Genomic DNA, 24,877 nt, shown 5'->3' on the forward strand with positions numbered 1-24,877 from the left:
TTTTTCCTGTAAAATCTATTAACTTGGGTGTCAGCAGGATAGCTTACAAAAGTGTAGCTTGACCTTGAGCGACTTTGAATATATCCCAAAGACTAAATATTATAGCTAATTATGGGGGGAATTCGCAACACTAAAGTTCTAACAATATTTGATTATTCGTAGATGGAAGCAACAGCAAAAAAGATGCAGGATGTCATTGACACGCCCTGCTCTAAAGAGACGGGGATTCTACATTCACAGACTCGCCAAGTCACAATAACTATATTTAGGATATAAATGGGTTAAAAACAGCCATAAAATAGGTTCAAATACGGTTAACTTTCTGATTTCGATCCTTGCGTTTTTGTCAAAGTTGTCAACTTAAATCAATTTGAAAATATAAATCCCGGTTTGTGGTTCGCTGATTCTGATATTTTAGTAATCTGAAATAATTGCTCAGGTTTCAAGGCTTCCCGACGGAGGTGTTGATAACAGCTAACACAATTTGAATATTAAAACATCTACATTTATGGCGCTCCTAGTTCAGAAATACGGTGGTACATCTGTTGGTTCTGTTGAACGTATCCAAGCGGTTGCACAACGGGTTGATAAAACTGTCAAAGCAGGAAATTCCGTTGTTGTCGTTGTTTCCGCAATGGGAAAAACCACCGACGGACTCGTTAAACTAGCTAATGAAATCTCTAAAACTCCTAACCGTCGGGAAATGGATATGCTGCTTTCTACTGGGGAGCAAGTCACCATTGCTTTACTGAGTATGGCTTTGCAGGAAATTGGACAACCTGCTATTTCCATGACTGGCGCTCAAGTTGGAATTGTTACCGAAGCTGAACATACCCGCGCTCGGATTTTGCATATTGAAACAGAACGCGTGATGACGCAGATTAACTTAGGCAAAGTGGTTGTTGTGGCTGGGTTTCAAGGAATATCTAGCACCAGAGAAATGGAAATTACCACTTTGGGACGTGGTGGTTCTGACACTTCTGCGGTGGCTTTAGCAGCAGCTTTAGGTGCAAATTTCTGTGAAATTTATACAGACGTACCAGGGATTTTAACTACAGATCCGCGCCTTGTCCCGGAAGCCCAGCTAATCACAGAAATTACCTGTGATGAAATGCTGGAATTAGCTAGTTTAGGCGCTAAGGTGTTACATCCTCGTGCGGTGGAAATTGCTAAAAATTATGGCGTTCCTTTGGTGGTAAGATCCAGTTGGACGGATCAGCCGGGAACTTGGGTGACATCGCCAAAAGTGCAAGAACGGGCGTTAGTCAATTTAGAATTGGCTCGTTCTGTGGATGCGGTAGAATTTGACATAGACCAGACTAAGATATCTTTATTGCGTGTACCAGATAAACCAGGGGTAGCAGCGCGGTTATTTGGGGAGATTTCCCGGCAAAATGTTGATGTGGATTTGATTATTCAGTCAATTCATGAAGGTAATACTAATGATATTGCTTTTACCGTAAATACACCAATATTAAAAAGGGCGGAAGCGGTAGCATCAGCGATCGCACCAGCTTTGAGAAATCAACCTAATTCCGATGAGGCTGAAGTTTTAGTAGAAAGTGATACTGCAAAAGTCAGTATTTCTGGCGCGGGAATGATTGGCCGTCCTGGGGTTGCAGCCAAGATGTTTGCTACATTAGCGGAGGCTGGTGTGAATATTCAAATGATTTCTACCAGTGAAGTTAAAGTCAGTTGTTTGATAGAGGCTAATGATTGCGATCGCGCGATTTCTGCCCTTTGTAACGCATTTGAAATCACTGCTTCTCCTGCTGTCCTCAGTTCACCTCCTCCCGAATCTCCCGCAGTGCGTGGTGTCGCTTTAGACATGAATCAAGCCCGGTTGGCGATTCGCCAAGTTCCAGATCAACCAGGGATGTCCGCGAAATTGTTTGGTTTATTGGCAGAATATAATATCAGTGTAGATATGATTATTCAATCACAACGCTGTCGGGTGGTTGATGGTGTAGCGCGTCGGGATATTGCTTTTACTGTAGCGAGGATGGATGCAGAAAACGCCCAGCGGCAATTAACCCAAGTAGCGGATCAGTTAGGATGGGGTGAGGTAGTTTTGGATAGTGCGATCGCAAAAGTCAGTATAGTTGGTTCGGGGATGGTAGGACACCCAGGTATTGCAGCGAAAATGTTTACAGCTTTAGCTCAAAATCAAATTAACATCCAAATGATTGCAACTTCAGAAATTAAAATTAGCTGTGTTGTAGGACAGGATGAAGGTGTGAAAGCTTTGCAAGTTATTCATGCAGCTTTTGGTTTAGCTGGGAGTGAAAAATTTGTAGTACCTGCATAACAAATAGATCCCCGATTTATTAAATAAATCGGGGATTTGATATTTCTATAAAATGCCCAGATAAACACAGATAAAGATGGATCAATCATTGAATTTCAGAATTCTGTGCAGCCTTACATAAAATTAGAATAAGTCTATAGAAATATATATTTAATATGCCTTTTGATGGAAGATCGTCATCATAAAATTATGTAGCCTAGCTAGTATACAAAACACTTACTCAAAAAACTCCGTTTCATCTTATTTCTCTGTGTCCTCTGTGTCCTCTGCGGTTCGTTTTAAAACTTTTAGTAACCTTTTTTAAATTGAATTTTCCAGACTTCTAATATTGAACAAATCAAAAATAGATTATCAATCATGAATGGATTAAAAGGCAAAAACACCCTGATTACTGGTGCAAGTTCAGGAATTGGACAAGCGATCGCTGTTAGACTGGCACAAGAAGGTTGTAATATTGCCATTAATTACCGCAAAAGTCCAGTCGGTGCAGAAGATACCAAAGAAATGGCCTTACAAAAAGCTTGTGCAGATATCGAAAATTGTGGTGTCAAGTCGCTGTTAGTGCAGGGTGATATTTCCCAGGAAGAAGATATTATCCAGATGGTAAATACTGTAATTGAAAAATGGTGTAGTGGTAATTTGTAATTGTCCTTGAGGGTTTCTCACTAACCACACCCAACCGCTACCAAAGCGATCGCCTCCTGCTTGATTAAATTGGTTTCTAAATTGCTCAAAACTGCCAAAGGTTTGGTTAATTTCTTGGGCAATTTCTCCTGTTGGTTGTCTACCACCTTGAGGACTCATTATTTGCCAAAAAATCGTATGGTTGAGATGACCACCGCCATTGTTACGTACTGTTCTGCGAATATCTTCAGGAACACTATTTAAGTCACGCAGTAATGCTTCTACACTTCTATTTTGTAGATTCGGTTGATTTCTTAAAGCATCATTGAGGTTATTTACATAAGCTGCATGATGTCCATCATGATGCAGTTTCATTGTTTCTGCATCAATGGCTTTTTCTAATGCGTTCTCAGCATAAGGTAGTGGGGGTAATTCGGCGGGATTTGTACTCAGTGGGCGATCAAGATAACCTACGGGGCGTGTATCAGTTACAGGTGTGGTTATTTGTACGGGTGTTGCGGTGGGAATTTCTGGTAACTCTACTACCTGTTGAGGTTGACAAGCAAATAGGGTAAATACTAAGAAAAATCCTGTACAAAACCAAATAAATGGTTTCAAAAACAATGTTTTCATGATGGATTTAACTAGAGTAAAATTACTAAAATTACTATTTCTTAATTCATGCAATTGGGGCTACAAGTCTTAAAAGAATTGAGTTGATAATTGTGAGAGTAATTGAACCTAGTAAAGCACTCCAAAAGCCATACCGTAACCTAAAACCTGGTACTATTGCAGCTGCTAAAGCAAAGATTATGGCATTCAAGATAAAAAAGAATAAGCCGATAGTGAGAATAATTACTGGTAAGGTAAAAAAGGTCAAAATTGGCAGCAAAATAGCATTCAAAATCCCAAAAACTACGGCGGTAATAGCCGCTATACCAAAATCATCTATTTCAATGCCCAAAAATGGCAGTTTAGAAATAATCAAAAAGCTCACAGCAGTAACTAGCCATGTAAGAATAAGTCCGGTCATAATTATTTCTCTTTTTTTTAATAGGTCAGAATTTAGGAGTTATAATTGTGATAATTTGGGATATTTTGTTTAACGCGAAAATTAGACAACATTACAAAACCTTTGACTTGACAGCCTAATTCTTCTAACCAGGCGACTAATTCATGATTACTATTAGATAAAATGGTATAATCTTGATCATCTTGGACTAAAGTTAGCCCAGTTTGAGTATTTTCAATGCGCGTGCTGATATTTCTCATAAAGCGTTCCTCTAATGATTTGGCTAATTCTATGGCTTGAGATTCCGCTACTCTTAGACTTAATAAATTAGCATTTTTTTCTACTGCAATTTGTTGCAAATGGTCAATATTCCTAAATTTGCGTTTTCCAATTGTGCCTTGAGTTGGTATTAAAAGTGCAGCCAAGCCATCGCTTAATTTTTGCTGATTTAGTGCAAAATAATTCCAATCTCCATAAGCATATAAGATTAACCCTCCTTGACTATGAGGTAAAACGAGTTCTGAATGCAAACCAAGGTTAAGAACGTAGACAAAAACTGCTCCTGCTGGCTTCTTGGGAGGTATGATCAGTGGGGGAGTAAAAATCCAAATTAGCCCAATAGAAGTAACAAATGCTAATGTAAATAGTGCAATTCGGCGTAACCGCATGGCTGCACTAATTTCTCTGAATTTTGGCAGAATAATTATTTTAATGTTAACTTAATTTGGCAGGTTTTAAAACTATCTATTGGTAGATTTAAACTATGTCTAATGGTAGAATATTTGTAAGGATTTAGGAGTTAGTCAGGTTCAGCATTGCTAAACCCGTACAGAAGTCAGAATATTTGCTGGTAATTTAGCACTTAGAATTACTAAATGAATCTAACTATGAATTCGTGGTTCTGGGTGTAAAGTTGCTAAGATTTCACTTTCTACAATTGCTAATTCATCCAGTCTTTGCATAACTTTTTCTCGGTCAAAATAGGTATCTGCTAAAACCCAATAAGTGCCAAAATGTCGCGCTTCTGATGACATTAAACCGCGATAAAATTTAGCTAATTCTGGTTCTGGACAGTTCGCTGCTAAAAGTCCTAAACGTTCGTGACTGCGTGCTTCAATTAAACCAGTAACTAATAAATTATCTAAAAATTGCTCTGGTTCTTTTTTTCTGACTTGTGCTTTTAAACTTGAACCGTAAGGAGGTGCTGATAGTGCTGCGAGGGGAATATTACGACGTTCTAGCCATTGGTTGACGAGTTCAAAATGTTCTAGTTCTTCACGAGCGATCGCTGTTAATTCTCTTACCATTTTAGTATTAGAAGGGTAACGAAACATAAAATTTAAGGCTACACCTGCGGCTTTGCGTTCACAGTGGGAATGATCAAGTAAAATAATATCTAAATTTGCGATCGCTTGTTCTATCCAAGCATCACTGGTAGGTTGTTTGAGAGCGTTAATAGTTGGTAAAGGTGAACTTAGCACAATTGGTAATTGGTAATTGATAAGAAATTAGTACCTATTATACCAATTTTATCTGATGCTGTACAAAATCAGAAAATCAATTAATTTATCCGCCTTTATCTGTGTTCATCTGCGTTTATCTGCGGTCAATTATTATTGATATTTGACTCTATACAACTTCAATGTAAATTGATATGAGGTAATCATCCACTCTATATTGTAGATTGCAGATCAATGAGGTAAAGAATCAAAATTGAAACCTATACACAAAGCCAGTTTTACTCCTGACTCCTGAATTCTGCTGTATTTTAGATTAATTTCTTTACCAATTACCTATTACCAAATTACCAAATTACCAAGCTATTGGTTGACGATCTCTAAAAAAGTTACCCGTAGCACTTCCATCGGAAAGAGTCGCTAACCAAACAATAGTATCAACTCCTTCTTCTAGGGTACGGGGTGCTGCTGAACTTCCCATATCAGTTTTTACCCACCCAGGACAAACGGAATTCACTAAAATGTTATTGGTTTGCAATTCATTTGCTAAAATGCGAGTGAGAGCATTTAACGCAGTTTTGGAAAGACGATATCCAGGATAACCACCTTCCATATCGGTTAATTGTCCCATCCCAGAAGAAACATTCACAATTCGTCCATAATTTTGAGCTTTCATTAAGGGAATTAACGCCTTAGTGACTCGAAACACACCATAAACATTTGTTTCCATTGTTTTTTGCAATGTTTCTATCTGAGTATCAAAAATGCTATTTCCTTCATCTCTTGAATCTAGCAAAATACCTGCATTATTTATTAAAACATCGAGTTTACCAAATTCTTTTTGAATGAAATTTGCTAATTTTTGGCAACTTTGATCACTGGTAACATCTAAAGGATGAAATGTGATATTTAATCCTTCATTTTGTAAAATTTGCGTTGCTTTTTGACCTTTTGCTTCATCTCGACTGGTGAGAATTACATGATATCCCATTTTAGCTAATTGCCGAGATGCTTCAAATCCTAAACCGCGATTTGCACCAGTAACAACAGCTAATTTTTTGGTGCTGTTCATGCTAATTTTCTCCTGAATAGAGAGGTTATTTACAACTTTCTATTTACTAAAGTTGCACTAGCTTGATCAACTGGCATGAGGATGATTTCATTAATATTAACGTGAGCAGGTCTGGTAGCACAGAAAAATACAACATCAGCGACATCATCAGCAGTAAGGGGAGTAACACCTTGATAAACTTTTTTTGCTCGTTCTGTATCCCCATGAAAGCGGACTTCACTAAATTCTGTTTCCACCATACCGGGGTCAACGGAAGTCACACGGATGGGAGTACCTAACAAATCTTGTTTTAAGCCTTCAGTAATGGCTTTAACTGCGGCTTTTGTGCCACAATAAACATTACCACCGGGGTAAGTTTGATGTCCAGCAATAGAACCGATATTAATAACATGACCATGACCACGCGCAACCATACCGGGGACGACGTAGCGGGTAAGGTAGAGTAAACCTTTGATATTAGTATCAATCATTTCTTCCCAGTCTTGGAAGTCACCTTCATGCAGTTTATCTAAACCGCGACTTAAACCAGCGTTGTTGATTAAAATGTCAATTTCTGACCATTCGATGGGTAAATTATTTATAGCAGATTCAACGGATGAGCGATCGCACACATCTAACTGGAGTAAATGAATTTCTACACCATATAATTGATTAAGTTCTCTTGCTTTTTCCTCCAACTTTTCTAAGCGTCGCGCTGCTAAAATTAGTTTGGCATTTTCACGCGCAAAGACTTTAGCACAAGCAGCACCAATTCCGCTACTTGCACCAGTGATTAATACAGTTTGAGTGTTTAAAGATATCATTTTTAATAGTATCTATCGTTATCTATTTTTTTATATCACGTAGAGGCTAAGAATGATGGACATTTAGCATTTTTTATCTAAGTGATCAGCTATAGCAATCGTTCATACCCAGATCGAAGTTATTAGCTTTGCAAAAACGATATGGGTTATTGGATATTTAGTATATTCTCCTATTTTTAACAATGATCAATAGTTATTGACTTTATGTACTCAAAAAAGATAAGATTTAATTTAGTAGATACTGTTGAAACTAAAAAGTAGTGTCGGATTTTCTTGTTCTGATCTCTCTATTTTTTGATATTTTTCTTCTGGACTCATACTTAAACACTACTATATTTTTTCTCTCATGGCAGTATCCCTGACTTAGTTGCCTCAATATGTATAAAATAAAATTACTGATACGGATGTTCTTTTATGATGTTTAATGTGAAGATAGTTAAGATACTTAGCTGTATAAAATTAACATTGATGAAAAACATTCTTCCTTTGATCATAGGTACTGCTGCTATTCTAGCTAGTGCTACTCCTTCTAAAGCACTAACCTTCAATGTAAATCAATCATGGACTGGCAGTTTCGCTGGTAATGGTAACGTAGCAACACTAACAGGTACGGTAGATATTCCCGTAGGTAATTACACTAGAAATAATGGAAATCAATCATCTCCTTTTACAGGTGTAAATTTAACCTTGAATATCAATGGTGTTTCAGATGCATTAAATGCTTCAAGCCTTAACATTGTTAATACACTGGCATCATACTTCATAAATGTAAGTTCGGCAGATATAAAGATAAGTACCTCAGGTGCATCTGGCGCAGGGTCAAATTACTTGTTATTTACAAGCACTAGTACATCAAGTCGTGTCTTGTTTGGCTCCGATGCTAATCCTGCGTTCGTGTTTGGTAGTCTCAGTTCAGGTACTCTAGCAGTTACAGACAGCTCATTTCCTCTGACATTAGGTACAGTAGCACCAACCCCAACCCCAGTTCCATGGGAAGGAGCAAATCAATCAATTATATTTTTTGGGGCGTCACTTTTTATCGGATATAAAATTCTCATGAGAAAAATAGCTTATAAATCAATCATAAGCAATTAAGTCACACTCGTAAATTGGCAATATTATTGCTAAAAAAACTACCTTATTGCTGTTATTTGGAGTAGGGTAGTTTTTTATCTAAAATGGGATATCGTCATCATTTGTAACCAGCTATTCTCAGGCTTCAAAGGTTTCCCCGCTAACGTTATATAGAACCGTTCCTTGTTCAGCCGGAATTGATTTCAGAATTTATTCAGCAAACACACCCGCAAAAAAGTCCAATGTTTCCTTTAAAGCCTTGATGAAAATATCAATTTCTTCGCGGGTATTGTAAAAAGATAAACTTGCCCGTGCAGTTCCTGCTAAACTTAAATGACGGTGTAATGGTTGAGTACAATGATGTCCAGAACGAATCGCCACACCTTCTTGATCTAACAAAGTTGCTAAATCATTAGCGTGGACACCCTCTGCTGTAAAAGCGGCTAATGCGGCTCTACCTTCCCCTTGAGCATTAGGTTTTGGTCCGTAGATTCTGATTTGGGGTATTTGCGCTAATTGCTCGAATAAATAGGCAGTTAACTCGGCTTCATAAGCATGGATTTGATCCATACCGATATTAGTAAGATAATCTATGGCTGCACCAAGTGCGATCGCTTCCCCAATAGCCGGAGTACCCGCTTCAAATTTATGGGGTAATTCTGCATAGGTGGAATGGTCTAAAAATACCTCTGCAATCATCTCACCACCACCGAAAAATGGCGGCATTGCTTCTAGTAATTCCAGCTTACCATATAAAAAGCCAATGCCTGTAGGAGCGCACATTTTATGTCCAGAAGCTACTAACCAATCACAGTCAATTTCTTGAACATCAATAGGAGTATGGGGAACACTTTGACAAGCATCAAGTAAGAATTTTGCACCGGATTTGTGAGCAATTTCGGCTATTTCTTTAACTGGATTTATACAACCCAAAGTATTAGAAACATGAACGATAGACACCAATTTTGTTTTGTCAGAAATCAGAGTTTTAAACTGTTCCAAATCAAAAGTTTCTTCGGTCGTCAATTCCACAAACTTTAATATTGCACCTGTTTTTTGGGCGACAAATTGCCAAGGAACAATATTACTATGATGTTCCATTACCGAGAGAATAATTTCATCTCCTGGCTGTAAATTGCTCATTCCCCAACTGTAAGCAACTAGGTTAATTGCTTCACTAGCGTTCCGGGTGTAAACAATTTCTTGGCGTGATTTCGCATTAATAAATTTAGCAATTTTATCCCGTGCGGCTTCATAAGCATCTGTCGCTTTTGCACTTAGAGAATGTGCGCCACGGTGAACATTAGAATTATATTGTTCGTAATAATCACGCCAAGCATTTAATACAACTAAAGGCTTCTGAGAAGTAGCCGCATTATCGAGATAAACCAGGGGTTTACCGTGAACTTCCTGATGTAAAATTGGGAAGTCAGCGCGAACTTTATCACCGAGAGATTTGGTAGAAGTGAAGGTCATTTTTAATAAAGATTTCAGGAGTTTTTAGGTTTAATTACACCGGGCGGTTAGAAACCGCAGCTACACAGGCGAAACCCACCTTCGTGGGTTGAAAAACTTGAATTTTAGTCCACGAAGGTGGACTTCGTTTGTATAACCGCGATTTCTAATCGCCTTTCTAATCGCCAAGGCTATTTATTCGTGAGACTTGTAACAGTTCTCAACAAACTTTCTCGCAAAGAAGCAACAGGGATAAAGTTAATAATTTCCGTTGCGAAAGCATTAACTAATAACTTCCGGGCATCATTTTCATCAATACCGCGACTTTGCAGATAGAATATTTCATTATCCTCCAACTGACTGACAGTAGCACCATGAGCGCATTTAACATTATCAGCCGTGATTTCTAATTGAGGTTTGGTGTCAATTCTCGACTTAGATGATAACAGCAAATTGCGGTTTAATTGAGATGCGTCAGTTAACTGCGCCAGTTTAGGAACAAAAACCTTACCATTGAAGACACCATGAGCGCGATCGCCTATAATGCACTTATGTAACTGTTTACTCACACCATGAGGATGATTTAAAGACAAAGCACTGTGAGTATCAGCCAACTGACTATCAGCAATAACAGTCAAACCATTCAGCGTCGTTTCCGTTTGTTCACCAGTTTGCAAAATCTCCAAATTGTGACGAGAGATTCTCCCCCCAACAGTCACCGCATTACAACTATAACGACTATATCGCGCCTGAGTAACAGCAGTTTTTCCAATATGAAAAGCCGCAGCACCTTCCCGCACAATTCTATTGTGACTCACTTGAGCATTTTCATTTACCCAAATTTCCGTCACACCATTAGTAAAATAAACCTCTTCCTCTGCGTTCTCTGCGCCTCTGCGGTTCGTATACTCTTCAATTAAACATACCTGAGAACCACATTCCGCTACTACCAAACAACGAGGTTGAGAAATAATTGCAGACTCACCCGACACAGAAACAAATAATAGATGAATTGGGTTTTCAACCACCACATTTTTACCAACCCATACCACCGCGACATCATTTAAAGCCGCAGTATTCAGAGCAGTAAAAACCTCCTTCTCACCTTCAGCTTGCGCTAAATATTCCCGAACAACCTCACCAGGTAAAACATCCAAATTACCAACTTTCAAACCAGCAGGTAAATTTTCAGTATTAGATAAACCAGGTGCATAAACACCATTTACAAAAACTAACCGCACAGAAACTTCAGGTAAAACAAAATCTTCAACAGACGTTTCATTAAACGTCCCTAAATTAAATTCTACCTGTTTGAGTGGTGATAAATCAGTAAATCGCCATTCCTCCTCGCGGGTATTAGGGATAACAGAATGACGCACCCAATTAGCAGCACCGTCGCGCAAATCTTGTAACCAACCATCTGATTTTCTGGTAGTTACCCGACTTAACAAATCACTTAAAAAACCATCTCTATCTAATAGAGAATCAGGAATAGAAGTAAGAGAAACTGGAGTATTCATTATTATACACCCACTCCCAAAGCTTCTTCCAGAACCCAATCATAACCGCGAGATTCTAACTCCAACGCCAACTCCTTACCACCACTTCTAATAATTTGTCCCTGCGCCATAACGTGAACAAAATCAGGAACAATATAATCTAAAAGACGCTGATAATGAGTAATCATAATTGTCGCATTTTCAGCATTAGTTAACTGATTAACTCCATTAGCCACAATTTTCAGAGCATCAATATCCAAACCTGAATCAGTTTCATCTAAAATAGCTAACTTAGGTTCTAAAATAGCCATTTGCAGAATTTCATTCCGCTTTTTCTCACCACCAGAAAAACCCTCATTCACACTGCGGTTAAGAAAAGAAGAATTCATCTTCACAACATCCAACTTTTCCTCAACCAAATCATCAAAATCGAAAGCGTCAACCTCTTCCAAACCTTGAGCTTTGCGACGAGAATTATAAGCCACCCGCAGAAAATCCAAATTACTCACACCAGGAATTTCTAGAGGATATTGAAAAGCTAAAAATACACCATTTCTAGCCCTATCTGCTGCTTCCATTTCCAAAAGATTTTGTCCTTGGAAAACCACCTCACCACCAGTAACAGAATAAGCAGGGTGTCCCGCCAAAACCTTAGAAAACGTACTCTTCCCAGAACCATTTGGTCCCATAATTGCGTGAACTTCCCCAGCGCGAACCTCCAAATTCAAACCCTTTAAAATTGGAGTTCCATCAACATCAGCAGTCAAACCCTTAACCGACAAAATCAAACCACTATTCTCAATAATCATGTTCTCTCTCTTTATTCTCTTTACTCTGCGTACTCTGCGTCTCTGCGGTTCGTTCTTCTTAACCCACACTACCTTCCAACTTCAGACTCAACAACTTATCAGCCTCAACAGCAAACTCCATAGGAAGCTGATTAAAAACATCCTTACAGAAACCGCTAATCATCATAGAAATAGCATCTTCCGAAGAAATACCACGTTGAGCAAAAAAGAACAATTGATCTTCACCAATTTTAGAAGTAGAAGCCTCATGCTCAACCTTCCCCGTATTATTCTGAACTTGAATATAGGGAAAAGTATTAGCTTGAGCATTATCACCAATTAACATCGAATCACATTGAGAATAATTTCTCGCACCCTTAGCAGTAGGATTAATCTTCACCAAACCCCGGTAACTATTACTAGACTTACCAGCAGAAATTCCCTTAGAAATAATTGTACTGCGGGTATTTTTACCAACGTGAATCATCTTACTACCAGTATCGGCTTGCTGCATATTATTTGTTAATGCAACCGAATAAAATTCACCCACAGAATTATCACCAACCAAAACGCAACTAGGATACTTCCAAGTAATAGCTGAACCCGTTTCTACTTGAGTCCAAGAAATCTTAGAATTGACACCTTGACATAAACCACGTTTAGTCACAAAGTTATAAATTCCGCCTTTACCATTAACATCACCAGCGTACCAGTTCTGCACAGTAGAATATTTAATTTCCGCATTATCTAAAGCCACCAATTCCACAACCGCCGCGTGTAATTGGTTGCTGTCGTACATGGGTGCTGTACAACCTTCCAGATAAGAAACATAACTTCCTTCGTCGGCGACAATTAAAGTCCGTTCAAACTGTCCTGTATCGCCGGAGTTAATGCGGAAATAGGTAGACAATTCCATCGGACATTTTAGTCCCTTGGGAATATAAACGAACGAACCATCACTAAATACCGCCGCATTTAAAGCTGCGAAATAATTATCAGCAATGGGAACAACGCTACCTAAATATTTTTTAATCAATTCTGGGTGTTCTTGCATAGCTTCCGAAAAAGAACAGAAGATTACGCCTTCTTTAGCCAGTTTTTCTTTATATGTAGTGGCGACAGAAACACTATCAAAAATCGCATCAACAGCAACATTAGTTAATCGCTTTTGTTCATTTAAAGGAATACCTAATTTTGCGAAGGTTTCCAATAAAGTCGGATCAACTTCATCTAAACTGTTGAGTTTGGCTTTCTTTTGTTTCGGTGCAGAATAATAAATAATATCCTGATAATTAATAGGCGGATATTGGACATGAGACCAAGTTGGTTCTGTCATTTTCAGCCATTGGTGATATGCTCGGAGGCGATATTCCAGCATGAATTCCGGCTCATTCTTTTTGGTGGAAATCAGGCGAACAACGTCTTCGCTTAACCCACGGGGGATAGTATCGGCTTCAATATCGGTAACAAAGCCGTACTTATAAGGTTGGTTGACTAAGGTGGTGACAGATGCGCTCATCGTTTCTCTTGTGTTCTCTTTAAAGGACGGGCGACGGGTTGCACAAAGCTAATTCCCGTCTTGTGTTACCGATTCCTAACAGGACTGCTAGAATAGGTTTAACGACTAAAACAACTCGGCTGTTGTTTAATCTATTTTCATTGTACGATAGATTAACAACAACAATGTTGTTTAAGTTAAATTTTCAGAAAAAAAGTTTTTTATTTTGGGACGTTTGCGAAGCGTCTAGTAAAGAAGATGGCGACTACCCAGCAGACCTCAACTAAGCAGGATATCCTCGAATATCTATTAAAGCACTCACAAGCAACGGCTGTTGAGTTGGCGAACTTTTTCGATGTCAGTCCCCAAGCGATTCGCCGTCATTTAAAGGATTTAGAGACGGAGGAGCTAGTTATATACTCAGTATCAGAACAGCCGAGTATGGGCAGACCGCAGCACGTTTATCACTTGAGTCGGGGGGGAAGATCACATTTACAAAAAAGTGCTAACCGCTTAAATGATGGTTATGGCGAGTTTGCGGTTTCTCTCTTGGACACTTTAGCGGAAACTGTGGGACGTGACCAAGTAAAGTCTATTTTACGGAAACAGTGGGAACGCAAAGCCCAAGAATATCGGGAAAAAGTGGGTACTGGTTCTTTGCAGGAACGAGTTGCAACTTTGATAGAATTGCGAAAGGCTGAAGGTTTTATGGCAGAGTTTCACGCTGTGGAATCAGATGCTAGTGGTGCGGAAAGATTCATTTTTGTGGAACATACCTGCGCTATTTCTGATGTTGCGGAATCTTTTCCCAGTGTTTGTGGTCATGAATTGGAAATGTTTGCGGCTATTCTCCCAGATTGTACTGTGGAACGGACTCACTGGTTGATTCATGGTGAACATCGTTGTGGTTATTTGGTGGAGAAAAGTTAATTAGGGGTTATTTGTATGCTTCTATACCCACCCGGAAACCAATTTCCGGGATAATGGCTTAATTACGTTAAAATGTACTTGTGTTAACTAAATAAATTGTTACTTTACAAAACTATTAACAATATCTAAACTAAATAAAGATTTTTATTATTTTTCAGCTATATATTTTGCATCCACAACAGATTAAGGAACAACTCAAATTATTAATTGAGGAAGCATCAACCATAGATCCCAGTTTAGCAATTAGGTTAAATCAGATTAATAACTGGATTAAAGATGTTAAACCTGGTACATTAATGTCTAAACGTTTTGTTCTTTTGTTTTTACAACAATTTATTCGAGATACAGAAATTAGACTTGATATAAAACGTTTAACTTCTGAAGCAGAAAGACAAGACGTTTATGAATTAATGACACCTCCTGAAAGATACTGGTATGGTGAATTGTTTCCTAGATGGTTAAGTAAAAATGACCCCAAATTTCATATTTGGAGAAAAAAATTAATGTCTGGTGAGTTCAATCAGGAGGATGAAAAATTAATTAATTTGATTGCTGATGTCATTAAACTGAATGGTGGTCAAGCCTTACAACGCTATATTATAGACTTATCTATGGCAAGTGATATAATAGTTAGTAGTATTCAAGAACAACCCCTTTGTATTCAACTAACTAGCCAATCTCAAGAATTTACACAAGCAAAATCTGATGATTGGGAAAATACTTTGATTTCTTGGGGAATAGCAAGAGGATTATTTTTAAGTTTTAATCCTGGTGAAAGTGATTTTATCAATCAAATAGTTAATTTAGCACTAGATAAGAGTGATAATCTGAATAATGGTATTTATCAAAAAATAAATTTATAGTGTTTGGTTAGTTTGATTATGTATAGCAAAAATTTTCACAGAGGTAATTATGATTAACCAAGAAATTACTGAACGTCAAAAAAGACTAGAACAGTTTTTACAGCATTTAGAATCAGCCCGTCAATTAGAAGATGATATTATGAAATATGGGTTAGAAGCGGCTGATTTATATTTTGAAGATATAGATGGTGATTGGTTAGAAACTTGGGGAGATGATGACGATGAACCCGGTTATATTGAGAAAATTACTACTTTCTTAGAAAGTGATGATGTGGTTGCGGTGGAGGTAAGAAAACGTTTACAGAATAAATCTCATGATGAAATTATTGCTGGTTTGGAATATTGTTTGAGTCAATTAACGGAGAAAGATCGGATTTTTGCAGCTAAGGATTTTTTAGTTGGTGATGTTGTGATTTCTGGAAATAGTCGCGCTTCTGGTAATAGTTCTATTAATGAGGTTGAGTTGTTGGAGTTAGCGGAGGATTTGATGGAGAAGTTGACGGATATTTTGGGGTAATTTTTATATTTTAATCAATTTAGATATATCTTCTACTTGTCTAATGTTATCCCAATCAATCACTGCAACCCAAATATTCTCTTCTGGAGAATGTTTAACCATTCCCTCTACTTCTAAATCTTCGCTATAAAAGGTCAGTATTTGAGCATCTTGTAATTCAATTTTTTGACGTGCTAAATCTTCAATTGTGCCAATACAATTTAAACGCAGCCGGTCTTCTTCATCAGCTCGCTCTTATCTCTTTCCTACTCTCTAACTGCTGATATTATGGTTTACGGTGTTGTCTCAAAATGTTAAAAAAAGCAAAGTGTTACTAAATTAATTTCTGATCGGAAACTGAAAACTATGCAATTTAGTATGATAATTAAGTAATATAAATTACTCAAAAAATTTACAGGCATTACTTTATTATGCAGCATGAGGCAATACTGAAACTCAAACCGCGCCCTCTCCGCTTAGTTTACTTAGTGAATACAACAACTGATCTGAAAAATGCGGTGACACTTTACACACATTTATGGGGGGGCTTGTCAAATACAATCTTTCCAGTACCCGATGATACTGATAAACTTATCCTCTTGGAGTATGCTTTACGCTCAATTAATCCTGATTATATTTTCTTGCCAGAACAAGATATTCCAGAAAATGTTACTGAAATTTTAGATCAGTTTCCAAGTCGCTGCTTAAAACTTTCATCAGAGCGAATTGAAGACATAGCTAATTTGAATGATCATCTTTTTGGTCTTCCATTGCAGACAGTAAATGGTTCTCAAATTCGAGAATTTCCACATATTATTCGTGTTTTAAATTCTATATACAAAAATCCCTTATCGGACACTAATATTTGCTTGATTTCAGATAATTCTACATTTGGACATGAGATATTTTTGCAATTTGGTAAACCATCAAATCAATATCAAGGATACCTAAGCAATCATCTAAATGCTCGGTTAATTAGCATTAATTCTATTGAAGTTTTGCTAAAGGCAAGCTTACTAACAGCAACAAGAATATTCACAAACTCACTTTCTATGACGAAAATACATACACAATCTTCAGGTGGCTGGTCAGTTCGAGATCATGAAAAAGTTTGCAATTTATTCCTTTCTAAATATGATGAAATTAATATTGCTACCAGTTTTTGGAACTACCGCCGTTTAGATATATGGTATAGTAATAAGTTCTATTTGCCTAAAAAAGACTTCCTACAAAACTTAGAAAATTGTATTTCAATTTTGTCTAAATTTTTTCTCTCAATGTCGGAACTGAGAATTTATGTTAATTTATCAAATGATGAAGCAAGAAATTTAGCAAACCAAATTCATAATATTTTTAATAAATTTGATAGAGATATTTTTGTAAGAGTTTTTTATAATAATTCCGGTTTTGATTTTCAGCCAGGTAATGTTTACTCTAGCAAACCAGTTATTACAACACGAGAAATTTCATCATTAGATAAATCCATACGCTTTAGTCCTATCATACCCTCTGGACACGAAAATTCAGATTATCTTTTTGGATATGATGCAGAAATTGAATTTTCCTCTGGTAAATCATTTTCTGCACCTTTTACACAAACTTCTGCTGTACTCCTATCGAATCACATACAAGAAGTCAAATATTCAGAAAATTCTCAAGACCCTATATTCAAAGATTGGCAACAGGGGAAAACACAACCTGTACGACCTGCTGAAAAGGGTGTTACGGGGTTAGCTTACTCTAACGCAGAATGCCGTATATATTTACCTGAAAGCGAAGAAATTATTGCAAGATGGTTAAAAATTAAAGGTTTATTTTTTGAATTAAATGATCATACTCGCTATGCTAAAGGTTTTATTAAGCGTTTTGGAGGTTTTGATAAAACTAGAGATTTAATTATGTCAGGTGGAGCGAAAATATTTAGGGCTTTTGGTACTAGTGAATCCTCGGAAATCAATAAATTAGATGGAAATAAATTAGATGGAAATAAATTAAAGTATTCACATAAATCTGAACAAAGTGGATTAAAATTTTCGGAAATAAAAGGATATTTAGAACGAGAATTAAATCTGATCCGGAAAGATGCAAAGAATACGAAAGATGCAAAGAATATAGTAGAGCAAAATCTTCCGGCATTATTGGAAGCAGGTTTATTATACCGAGGATATGCCCTAAAATGCCCATATTGTGGGTTAAAAGACTGGTACAAGCTTGACAAAATTAACGAATTTGTTGAATGCAATGGTTGTGCAGAAAATTTCCAGTTAGGTTGTAAAGAAAATTCTCATTTTGACAATTTGGATAAGTTAGAATTTGCATATAAACCTAATGAATTAGCAGCCCGGTTTCTTAAAACTGGTGGACAGGCTGTACTTTCAACAGCAGTTTTTTTATCCTGGCTTGCTTCTTCTGGACACATTCAACTAGGAGGAGACCTTCACAAAATAGGGGAAAAAGATAAATTCTCTGACATTGATCTATTCATAATTGTGAAAAATGTTTTCATACTTGCTGAATGTAAGTCTTGGCGAATCATCAATGAAGAAAACGTCAAAGAAATAATAGAGCATCTTGAAAAAGTAATTGAAACAGCAGTCCTTGTAAGCGCCAAAGTAGTAGTTTTAGGCGTTGTGAATACATCAGTTACCTGTGACTTACATTCCCTTGTGAATGATGTAGCACAAAAGGCAACCGAAAAAGGAATTGGTGTACATCTATTGTTCAATGATACGTTTTATCTATGGGGTCAAAAAAAGAACGAAATCAAAGAACAATGGCAATTGAATGTGATGGATCTTTTAGTTCCAAAAAATGACTTGCCACAGAATCCAAATGTATCTGTAGGAGAACCTATCAGACAATATAGTTGGGATGAGGGAGATCAACTGGTAGATAGAAACTTGGTAGAATCTTGGAGGCAAGAGTTTTAACGGTTTTAGGCGGGTCTGTTTCATTTGGGAAAATGGAAATGCTTATAATGTAGAAATAGTGGATTACCATTAGGAGAAAAAGTCATGGAAAACAACTTACTATATAATCTCCATGCTGGTGAAATTTTAAAATATCAATTTTTAGAAGAATTAGATATCAGCGAAAATACTTTAGCTGTTAATTTAGGTTTAACTTATCCTACTATTCAAGGAAATATTACAGGTAGACTTAAAATAACAGCAGATATAAATTTATGCCTTTGGCTCTATTTTAGATTTTCAGATGGTTATTTTTTAAGATTGTAAAGTGCTTATTAAACCAACTTCCCCCACTTGATAACTGTATTAAAACTTCTGCGATCGCTTTCGATAAATTTTTATTTGAATGTTCATAAGTCAAAGTTAAAAATTGATAACCTTTTCTTATCAACTCAGAGTTATCAATCATTTTATGATACAATATAATCGAGTTACAAAAATACAACTACATAAATATAAAAAATATGAACAACCTATCAATTCCAGCGCAAACATTACAGGAAGCATGGGAAAAAGGCTTACAGCAAGTTTTAACCCAAGTTGCTGTAAATATGTTACGAGAAGGTATTGATTTAGATTTTATCGTCAAACTAACTGGACTGCCATTAGAAGTAGTTAAAAATTTACAAGCTGTTGATACAGATGATGATAAAATATTGGTCAAAGAATTTTTAGAAATTAGTGAATCATCATTAAATAAAATTTGGCTTGTTCCAGAGGAAGACGAAGCATGGAAGGATCTATAGAACATTTAATTAAAGGTGATGTTATATCTGTTCCTTTTCCTCTAATTGAAATTGATGATAGTGATATAATAGAATAATTAAAACTGCGAGGTGAATTTCTATGGTAACTCTAGCACCTACTCACAGCGACACTCACACCAATAGCGTCATCCTCCATAATATTTCCTGGAATACTTTTGAAAGAATTTTATTAGAAACAGGTAGCGATCGCCATAACAGATTTACTTATAATCAGGGAATCTTAGAAATTATGACTCCATTAATGCCCCATGAACATAATAAAAGATTGATAGAAAAAATAATTGATACTTTAGTTGAAGAGTTAAATCTCAATGTCAAAAGCACTGGTTCATTAACTTGTAAAAGAGAAGATTTAGCTAGAGGTGTAGAACCTGATTCTAGTTTCTATATTCAAAATGAACCAATCATGAGAAATAAAACCAGTTTAGATTTAACTCAAGATCCTCCACCTGATTTAGTCATAGAAGTTGATTATGCTAGTTCTTCTATTGATAAATTACCGATTTATTTAGCTTTAGGTGTTCCTGAAGTTTGGCGTTATGGTGAACCTGTGATGCAAATTTATAGTTTATCTGAGGATAAATATATTCCTTCCAATGGTTCACCAACCTTTGCGAATTTACCTTTAAATACAGAAATTCCTCAGTTTTTGGCTTCTAGTTTACAAGTGGGTGAGGTGACGATGATTAGAAATTTTCGGAGTTGGTTAAAAACACAAATTTCCTGATTAAATTAAGAAGTCGGTGATCTGGGTATTATGTTTTTAAGGTTGAGTTACTTATTGCTCGGCTTTTATTGCTCAGGGGTGACAATAATATGATTTAATGGTAGAAAGGCAATTTCTCGATTAAACAGAATTTTGAATTTTTATGGATATCGCCCCTAATCAATCATCAACCCAATTTTTATCTTCGGAAGAATCAGCCCAAGTTGACGCGGCTTTGTTATCTTCTCCGGAAAAGTTTTTAAGTAGATTGACAATTTCTTCTTTAAGGATTTTACAGCACATTGCTAAGGAATATGATGTGTCTATTGAGGAGTTGACGACTAAACAAATTATTACTTGGTTTGAAATTGATGCAAAAGTTAGAAGAGAGAAAGGAGTTGAGGAAGCGTTTTTGAAATGGTAGGGAATTTCGGCTAATTCGTAATTTTTAATATTCCTAGTAAGAATTCAGGTAAGGCGATAAGATCCCCGACTTCTGAGATCAATTTATCCTTTATTGACACAATAAATAATAAATAAAAGAAGTCGGGGATATATTAATGATTGTAATTATTGGTTCGAGGACTACGCGCACCAGCAACTGCACCCATTAATGAAGCTGCTAAACCTAATAAAGAACCTAAAACAAACCACCATAAAGTTCTAGAAGTTGCAGCTGCAATTTCACGAGTTTGTTCAGCAGTTAAGGCAGGTAAATTCTGTGGTATGGTAGAACCTTGTCCTTGTATTTGATTCATTACTGCTGCCGCATTGTAAGCCGCAACACCAAAAGCACCCCATACGCCATTTGCTAATAGAAAAGAACTAATTGCTAAAGTTGATGCCCAAAGAATTGCGCCGTTGAGTAGGGCTGTATCTCGGTGCATGGGTCCACAAGCACGGGTTGTTATCCAACCACCTAGAAATAGAGACAGTAATAAAGCAACCGTTGACCAAATTCCTACATTACTGATAATACCTGTTGCTATTGTTCTTGGTGCTAAAGAATCAGCTATTCTACCTGCACCCAAAGCCCCAAACAAGGAACTCAAAATTAATTGAGTGGATAAAGCCAGCAAAACACCAGAAATTATGGGACCCCAACGCACCCTATCCCGGTATTCTGTCACTCGTGTTGATACCGTAGACTCAGGTTGAATAATTTCGTCCCCTACTCGATTTACGTATGACATAGTTTATTTTCTCCCTTGCTATTTCAGCAAGTTTTTCAGGTATATTTATGCTTAATACTTATAATTAAATTGTTTTTTGGTGTTTTTAATATCTATCACTGGAAAGAGTTAATTACTATATCTTTAGTTAGAAGAAATTATTTTTATTTTTTCATATTAACAAGTTGATCTTTTATCTAAATCTGAAATTAATGAGATGAAATTAATGAGAGTCTGACTGAAAGTAAACATCTAATTTAATGTGTCAGACTTTTTATGTACTCAAAAATGATAAAATTTTAACGAATTTTTACCGCTGTACCTGTAGCAGTAATTAGTAATAAAACTCCAGATTGGTCAACATTAATTGTACCTGTATCAATTTCAATGCCGATCACAGCATCTGCTCCTAAACGTTGCGCTCGTTGTTCTATTTCTTCCAGTGCTTTTCTTTGTCCTTCTTCAAATAGACGTTCGTAACTACCTGTTCTTCCCCCAACAATATCGCGAATGCTGGCTAAAAAATCCCGCAAGAAATTACTACCATAGACAACTTCTGCTGTAACAATGCCCAAATATGAATCAATTACTGCACCTTGAATGACATCGGTTGTACTTAAAAGCATATATTCACCTTACAAATAGCAAATAGCTGGATATGTTTGAGGATATGTTTGAGGATATGTTTGAGGATATATTTTATTTTTGCATTATCTTGATGCAGAGTACCAGAATTGTTGGAACTTTTTGGATATTCTTTTCATCCTATATTTTCATGCCCCCAAACCTGTAAATGTGAGATATGAGTAATTTTTCTAGCTCTAGTATAAATGCTGGTCTAGGTTGCTGTATACAGGCAAGGATTTCAGTAATTATCAATTTTGGCAGATTTTGTCAATGTGAATAAATACCGTTTTCAAAATTAAAGATTTTTGTTTTAATGTACAAACAAAAAGTTCACTAAAATTCCAGGAAATTTATGGTATACAAACAAACATCGTTTTTAGTGACTGTTCTATTACTAGGAAGTTTTGTGACTACTACTCCTGCGGTAGCTCAGAGTACAGAAGTATACGTTGCACAAGCCACAAATTCAAGGTTAAAGGAACTTTTAGAGGAAGGACGGAGACTGGTGGATGGGGGAGATTATAATGGGGCGATCGCAGTTTATCAAGAAGCGGGGAGATTAGCTCCCAGAAATGCGAGAATTCATTCTGGAATTGGCTACCTATATGCTCAACAAGGCAATTTTCAGTTGGCTTTAACTGCTTACCGCCGGGCGATCGCGCTCGAACCAAACAATAGTGATTTTTATTACGCTGTAGGTTTTATCAAAGGTAACATGGGAGACACCAACGGCGCAAAAGAAGCTTATCGTCGAGCTATTCAGCTAAACCGTAGTAATTTTAATGCTTATTTAGGATTAGGCGTAACCCAAGCTACTTTAGGCGATTATGAATCAGCGACTTGGGCTTATGAACAAGCAATGAACTTAAATAGAAACAATCCTCGCACCTATGAGTTAATGGGTTCGATGTTTAAACAACGCAGACAAACTCAACAAGCCAGCAATGTCTTGAGAAAAGCCCTAAGCTTATATCGTACTGCTAATGACCCGGAAGGTGCGGACAGAGTAGAAGCAATGCTGCGAGAAATAGGAGGTTAATTAATAGCCAGCCAATTAATCTTACTAGCTATGGGCATTCTCCAACCGGTACCAAAAGCGCGGTCAGTAATTTTTAGTCCCGGTGGTGCTTGTCTACGCTTAAATTCAGCACGTCCCACCATTTGTAAAACTCGATTTACAATTACTTGGTCGTGACCGGCTGCAACTATCTGTTGTGCTGATTGATGCTGATTAATAAAGCGTTGTAAGATATCATCTAATATTTCATAAGCTGGGAGAGAATCTTGGTCAACTTGACCGGGTTTGAGTTCCGCACTCGGCGCTTTGGTGATGATATTTTGGGGAATAATTTCTGTTTGCTGATGCTCATTTAACCAATTGCAAAGAGAATAAACACGGGTTTTTGGCACATCTGCAATTACCGCTAAACCACCATTCATATCACCATAAAGAGTGCAGTAACCAACCGCCATTTCTGATTTATTACCGGTAGATAAAAGCAGATGACCAAATTTATTAGCGATCGCCATTAATAGATTACCACGAATCCGGGATTGAATATTTTCCTCAGCAATCCCAAATTCAGTTTCTGCAAACAATTCAGCTAAAGAATTATCAAAGCCTTGCATTAATTCCCCAATCGGTAAAATCTGAGTTTTAATCCCCAAATTATCTGCTAAAGCCAAAGCATCACTAATAGAATGTTCAGAACTATAAGGAGAAGGCATCAACACACCAAAGACATTTTCTTTACCTATTGCAGCAGTAGCAATAGCAGCGACTAAAGCCGAATCAACACCACCACTTAAACCCAAAACAACTTGAGAAAAGTGACATTTACTAACATAATCTCGCACACCTAAAACCAAAGCGTGCCAAATTTCCTCATCTTCAGATTCATAACCAGGGGAACCAGAATCTAGCTGTAAATCTCGTTGGATTTCATCAAATTCAACAACTAATAAATCAGTTTCAAAACCTTTAGCACGACAAATAATTTCACCTTGACGATTTAACGCAAAACTGCGACCATCAAAAATTAAGTCATCATTTCCACCAACTTGATTAGTATAAATTACTGGTTCTTGGAAGTTTATCGCACTATGCTGAAGCATAGCTTCCCGTAGTTTTTGCTTACCAACTGTATAAGGTGAGGCTGATAAATTGACAATCAAATCCACCCCTAAAATTGATAAATCAGCAATGGGATTAACTGCATAAGTCCGTTTTCCCCAAAAATCCTCATCATTCCATAAATCTTCGCAAATTGTTACTCCAATATTGATATCATCCAAAACAAAATAATTAGCTTGTAACCCGGGTTCAAAATAGCGATTTTCATCAAATACATCATAAGTTGGTAATAGTCGCTTATGGAAATATTGCTGCACTTTTCCTGCTACTAATAAAGCAATGCTGTTAAATAAAGTTTTTTCGCCAGTAATGTGAGCTTCTGTATTTTTAACAACAGTTCCGACCAAAACAGCTAAATTAGGTGGTAAATCTTGAGCTAATTTTTTTAATGTGATATTCATAGTTTCCACAAAACTAGGATTTAATAATAAATCCCTGGGTGGATATCCACATAAAGAAAGTTCTGGTGTTAATAATAAACGTACACCTGCTGATGCTGCTTGTTTTGCAGTTTCCAGGATTTTTTGAGCGTTTCCAGGTAAGTCACCAATGATAGGATTAAGTTGAGCAATGGCTATTTTCATATATTTGATAATTGGTAATTGGTAATTGGTAATTGGTAA

Annotated in this window: 24 protein-coding genes and 1 pseudogene; 12 read left to right on the top strand and 13 right to left on the bottom strand. The window is 36.8% G+C overall.

Annotated elements, in window-relative coordinates; all coding sequences use genetic code 11:
• The first annotated feature begins 508 nt into the window (after positions 1–508).
• Complete coding sequence (locus VB694_RS06575) at positions 509–2,308, top strand: aspartate kinase (RefSeq protein ID WP_323359638.1); 1,800 nt, start codon at positions 509–511, stop codon at positions 2,306–2,308.
• Between the two features lie 357 nt (positions 2,309–2,665).
• Positions 2,666–2,932, top strand: a pseudogene (locus VB694_RS06580) (SDR family NAD(P)-dependent oxidoreductase); the annotation flags it as partial.
• Here VB694_RS06580 and VB694_RS06585 read toward each other — a convergent pair.
• The 6 genes from VB694_RS06585 to VB694_RS06610 form a co-directional block, all read right to left on the bottom strand.
• Positions 2,867–3,565, bottom strand: a complete 699-nt coding sequence (locus tag VB694_RS06585; RefSeq protein WP_323359513.1) for a superoxide dismutase — start codon at positions 3,563–3,565, stop codon at positions 2,867–2,869. The pseudogene VB694_RS06580 and the gene VB694_RS06585 overlap by 66 nt on opposite strands.
• A 46-nt stretch (positions 3,566–3,611) precedes the next feature.
• Entirely contained in the window at positions 3,612–3,965 is a 354-nt protein-coding gene (locus tag VB694_RS06590; protein ID WP_323359514.1) for a phage holin family protein, read from the bottom strand.
• A gap of 32 nt (positions 3,966–3,997) precedes the next feature.
• A complete protein-coding gene (locus VB694_RS06595; RefSeq protein WP_323359515.1) occupies positions 3,998–4,612 on the bottom strand; it encodes a DUF2459 domain-containing protein in 615 nt (204 codons plus the stop codon).
• 213 nt (positions 4,613–4,825) lie between these two features.
• Positions 4,826–5,425 carry a tRNA-(ms[2]io[6]A)-hydroxylase gene (locus VB694_RS06600; protein ID WP_323359516.1) on the bottom strand — a complete coding sequence of 200 codons (600 nt, stop codon included), beginning with the start codon at positions 5,423–5,425 and terminating at the stop codon, positions 4,826–4,828.
• A gap of 331 nt (positions 5,426–5,756) precedes the next feature.
• The gene (locus VB694_RS06605; RefSeq protein WP_323359517.1) at positions 5,757–6,473 is read right to left on the bottom strand and encodes an SDR family oxidoreductase; all 717 of its coding nucleotides are present in this window, start codon (positions 6,471–6,473) and stop codon (positions 5,757–5,759) included.
• 29 nt (positions 6,474–6,502) lie between these two features.
• Positions 6,503–7,276: an SDR family oxidoreductase gene (locus tag VB694_RS06610; RefSeq protein ID WP_323359518.1), complete on the bottom strand. Its 774-nt coding sequence runs from the start codon at positions 7,274–7,276 to the stop codon at positions 6,503–6,505.
• A gap of 414 nt (positions 7,277–7,690) precedes the next feature.
• Here VB694_RS06610 and VB694_RS06615 point away from each other — a divergent pair, with 414 nt between their 5' ends.
• Positions 7,691–8,371 (top strand): hypothetical protein, encoded by a 681-nt coding sequence (locus VB694_RS06615; RefSeq protein WP_323359519.1) that lies wholly within the window; start codon positions 7,691–7,693, stop codon positions 8,369–8,371.
• A gap of 189 nt (positions 8,372–8,560) precedes the next feature.
• On the opposite strand, the gene VB694_RS06620 is transcribed toward VB694_RS06615, so the two are convergent.
• The 4 genes from VB694_RS06620 to sufB all read right to left on the bottom strand — a co-directional run bounded on the left by VB694_RS06620 (position 8,561) and on the right by sufB (position 13,611).
• Positions 8,561–9,826 (bottom strand): cysteine desulfurase, encoded by a 1,266-nt coding sequence (locus tag VB694_RS06620; RefSeq protein WP_323359520.1) that lies wholly within the window; start codon positions 9,824–9,826, stop codon positions 8,561–8,563.
• Positions 9,827–9,996: 170 nt separating this feature from the next.
• Positions 9,997–11,325, bottom strand: coding sequence for a Fe-S cluster assembly protein SufD (gene sufD / locus VB694_RS06625; RefSeq protein WP_323359521.1), 1,329 nt, complete (start codon positions 11,323–11,325; stop codon positions 9,997–9,999).
• A 2-nt stretch (positions 11,326–11,327) separates the two neighbouring features.
• Positions 11,328–12,113, bottom strand: coding sequence for a Fe-S cluster assembly ATPase SufC (gene sufC / locus VB694_RS06630; protein ID WP_323359522.1), 786 nt, complete (start codon positions 12,111–12,113; stop codon positions 11,328–11,330).
• A 58-nt stretch (positions 12,114–12,171) separates the two neighbouring features.
• Positions 12,172–13,611 carry a Fe-S cluster assembly protein SufB gene (gene sufB, locus VB694_RS06635; protein WP_323359523.1) on the bottom strand — a complete coding sequence of 480 codons (1,440 nt, stop codon included), beginning with the start codon at positions 13,609–13,611 and terminating at the stop codon, positions 12,172–12,174.
• Positions 13,612–13,848: 237 nt separating this feature from the next.
• Here sufB and sufR point away from each other — a divergent pair, with 237 nt between their 5' ends.
• The 8 genes from sufR to VB694_RS06675 all read left to right on the top strand — a co-directional run bounded on the left by sufR (position 13,849) and on the right by VB694_RS06675 (position 20,745).
• Positions 13,849–14,520 (top strand): iron-sulfur cluster biosynthesis transcriptional regulator SufR, encoded by a 672-nt coding sequence (gene sufR / locus VB694_RS06640; RefSeq protein WP_323359524.1) that lies wholly within the window; start codon positions 13,849–13,851, stop codon positions 14,518–14,520.
• 167 nt (positions 14,521–14,687) lie between these two features.
• Positions 14,688–15,383 (top strand): hypothetical protein, encoded by a 696-nt coding sequence (locus tag VB694_RS06645; RefSeq protein WP_323359525.1) that lies wholly within the window; start codon positions 14,688–14,690, stop codon positions 15,381–15,383.
• Between the two features lie 49 nt (positions 15,384–15,432).
• Positions 15,433–15,900, top strand: coding sequence for a hypothetical protein (locus tag VB694_RS06650; RefSeq protein ID WP_323359526.1), 468 nt, complete (start codon positions 15,433–15,435; stop codon positions 15,898–15,900).
• Positions 15,901–16,310: 410 nt separating this feature from the next.
• A complete protein-coding gene (locus VB694_RS06655; RefSeq protein ID WP_323359527.1) occupies positions 16,311–18,809 on the top strand; it encodes a hypothetical protein in 2,499 nt (832 codons plus the stop codon).
• An 84-nt stretch (positions 18,810–18,893) separates the two neighbouring features.
• Positions 18,894–19,115: an addiction module antidote protein, HigA family gene (locus VB694_RS06660; RefSeq protein WP_323359528.1), complete on the top strand. Its 222-nt coding sequence runs from the start codon at positions 18,894–18,896 to the stop codon at positions 19,113–19,115.
• A gap of 197 nt (positions 19,116–19,312) precedes the next feature.
• A complete protein-coding gene (locus VB694_RS06665; protein ID WP_323359529.1) occupies positions 19,313–19,594 on the top strand; it encodes a hypothetical protein in 282 nt (93 codons plus the stop codon).
• A gap of 100 nt (positions 19,595–19,694) precedes the next feature.
• Positions 19,695–20,342, top strand: coding sequence for a Uma2 family endonuclease (locus VB694_RS06670; protein ID WP_323359530.1), 648 nt, complete (start codon positions 19,695–19,697; stop codon positions 20,340–20,342).
• 142 nt (positions 20,343–20,484) lie between these two features.
• The gene (locus tag VB694_RS06675) at positions 20,485–20,745 is read left to right on the top strand and encodes a hypothetical protein (protein WP_323359531.1); all 261 of its coding nucleotides are present in this window, start codon (positions 20,485–20,487) and stop codon (positions 20,743–20,745) included.
• 133 nt (positions 20,746–20,878) lie between these two features.
• On the opposite strand, the gene VB694_RS06680 is transcribed toward VB694_RS06675, so the two are convergent.
• Together VB694_RS06680 and VB694_RS06685 are read right to left on the bottom strand one after the other, a co-directional pair.
• Entirely contained in the window at positions 20,879–21,514 is a 636-nt protein-coding gene (locus VB694_RS06680; RefSeq protein WP_323359532.1) for a hypothetical protein, read from the bottom strand.
• Positions 21,515–21,792: 278 nt separating this feature from the next.
• Positions 21,793–22,119, bottom strand: coding sequence for a YbjQ family protein (locus VB694_RS06685; RefSeq protein ID WP_323359533.1), 327 nt, complete (start codon positions 22,117–22,119; stop codon positions 21,793–21,795).
• 353 nt (positions 22,120–22,472) lie between these two features.
• Between VB694_RS06685 and VB694_RS06690 the strand changes: the two genes are divergently transcribed.
• Complete coding sequence (locus VB694_RS06690) at positions 22,473–23,159, top strand: tetratricopeptide repeat protein (RefSeq protein WP_323359534.1); 687 nt, start codon at positions 22,473–22,475, stop codon at positions 23,157–23,159.
• On the opposite strand, the gene VB694_RS06695 is transcribed toward VB694_RS06690, so the two are convergent.
• Positions 23,156–24,838 (bottom strand): NAD+ synthase, encoded by a 1,683-nt coding sequence (locus VB694_RS06695; protein WP_323359535.1) that lies wholly within the window; start codon positions 24,836–24,838, stop codon positions 23,156–23,158. The genes VB694_RS06690 and VB694_RS06695 overlap by 4 nt on opposite strands.
• Positions 24,839–24,877: the final 39 nt, after the last annotated feature.

The organism is Anabaena sp. UHCC 0451 (assembly GCF_034931405.1).
In the GTDB taxonomy this organism is placed as follows: Bacteria; Cyanobacteriota; Cyanobacteriia; order Cyanobacteriales; family Nostocaceae; genus RDYJ01.

What these genes read in the sequence shown, in the direction of transcription:
- VB694_RS06575 (WP_323359638.1), top strand. Translation starts at nt 509, where the DNA reads ATGGCGCTCCTAGTTCAGAAATACGGTGGTACATCTGTTGGTTCTGTT.
- VB694_RS06585 (WP_323359513.1), bottom strand. Translation starts at nt 3,565, where the DNA reads ATGAAAACATTGTTTTTGAAACCATTTATTTGGTTTTGTACAGGATTT.
- VB694_RS06590 (WP_323359514.1), bottom strand. Translation starts at nt 3,965, where the DNA reads ATGACCGGACTTATTCTTACATGGCTAGTTACTGCTGTGAGCTTTTTG.
- VB694_RS06595 (WP_323359515.1), bottom strand. Translation starts at nt 4,612, where the DNA reads ATGCGGTTACGCCGAATTGCACTATTTACATTAGCATTTGTTACTTCT.
- VB694_RS06605 (WP_323359517.1), bottom strand. Translation starts at nt 6,473, where the DNA reads ATGAACAGCACCAAAAAATTAGCTGTTGTTACTGGTGCAAATCGCGGT.
- VB694_RS06610 (WP_323359518.1), bottom strand. Translation starts at nt 7,276, where the DNA reads ATGATATCTTTAAACACTCAAACTGTATTAATCACTGGTGCAAGTAGC.
- VB694_RS06615 (WP_323359519.1), top strand. Translation starts at nt 7,691, where the DNA reads ATGATGTTTAATGTGAAGATAGTTAAGATACTTAGCTGTATAAAATTA.
- VB694_RS06620 (WP_323359520.1), bottom strand. Translation starts at nt 9,826, where the DNA reads ATGACCTTCACTTCTACCAAATCTCTCGGTGATAAAGTTCGCGCTGAC.
- sufD (WP_323359521.1), bottom strand. Translation starts at nt 11,325, where the DNA reads ATGAATACTCCAGTTTCTCTTACTTCTATTCCTGATTCTCTATTAGAT.
- sufC (WP_323359522.1), bottom strand. Translation starts at nt 12,113, where the DNA reads ATGATTATTGAGAATAGTGGTTTGATTTTGTCGGTTAAGGGTTTGACT.
- sufB (WP_323359523.1), bottom strand. Translation starts at nt 13,611, where the DNA reads ATGAGCGCATCTGTCACCACCTTAGTCAACCAACCTTATAAGTACGGC.
- sufR (WP_323359524.1), top strand. Translation starts at nt 13,849, where the DNA reads ATGGCGACTACCCAGCAGACCTCAACTAAGCAGGATATCCTCGAATAT.
- VB694_RS06650 (WP_323359526.1), top strand. Translation starts at nt 15,433, where the DNA reads ATGATTAACCAAGAAATTACTGAACGTCAAAAAAGACTAGAACAGTTT.
- VB694_RS06655 (WP_323359527.1), top strand. Translation starts at nt 16,311, where the DNA reads ATGCAGCATGAGGCAATACTGAAACTCAAACCGCGCCCTCTCCGCTTA.
- VB694_RS06660 (WP_323359528.1), top strand. Translation starts at nt 18,894, where the DNA reads ATGGAAAACAACTTACTATATAATCTCCATGCTGGTGAAATTTTAAAA.
- VB694_RS06665 (WP_323359529.1), top strand. Translation starts at nt 19,313, where the DNA reads ATGAACAACCTATCAATTCCAGCGCAAACATTACAGGAAGCATGGGAA.
- VB694_RS06670 (WP_323359530.1), top strand. Translation starts at nt 19,695, where the DNA reads ATGGTAACTCTAGCACCTACTCACAGCGACACTCACACCAATAGCGTC.
- VB694_RS06675 (WP_323359531.1), top strand. Translation starts at nt 20,485, where the DNA reads ATGGATATCGCCCCTAATCAATCATCAACCCAATTTTTATCTTCGGAA.
- VB694_RS06680 (WP_323359532.1), bottom strand. Translation starts at nt 21,514, where the DNA reads ATGTCATACGTAAATCGAGTAGGGGACGAAATTATTCAACCTGAGTCT.
- VB694_RS06685 (WP_323359533.1), bottom strand. Translation starts at nt 22,119, where the DNA reads ATGCTTTTAAGTACAACCGATGTCATTCAAGGTGCAGTAATTGATTCA.
- VB694_RS06690 (WP_323359534.1), top strand. Translation starts at nt 22,473, where the DNA reads ATGGTATACAAACAAACATCGTTTTTAGTGACTGTTCTATTACTAGGA.
- VB694_RS06695 (WP_323359535.1), bottom strand. Translation starts at nt 24,838, where the DNA reads ATGAAAATAGCCATTGCTCAACTTAATCCTATCATTGGTGACTTACCT.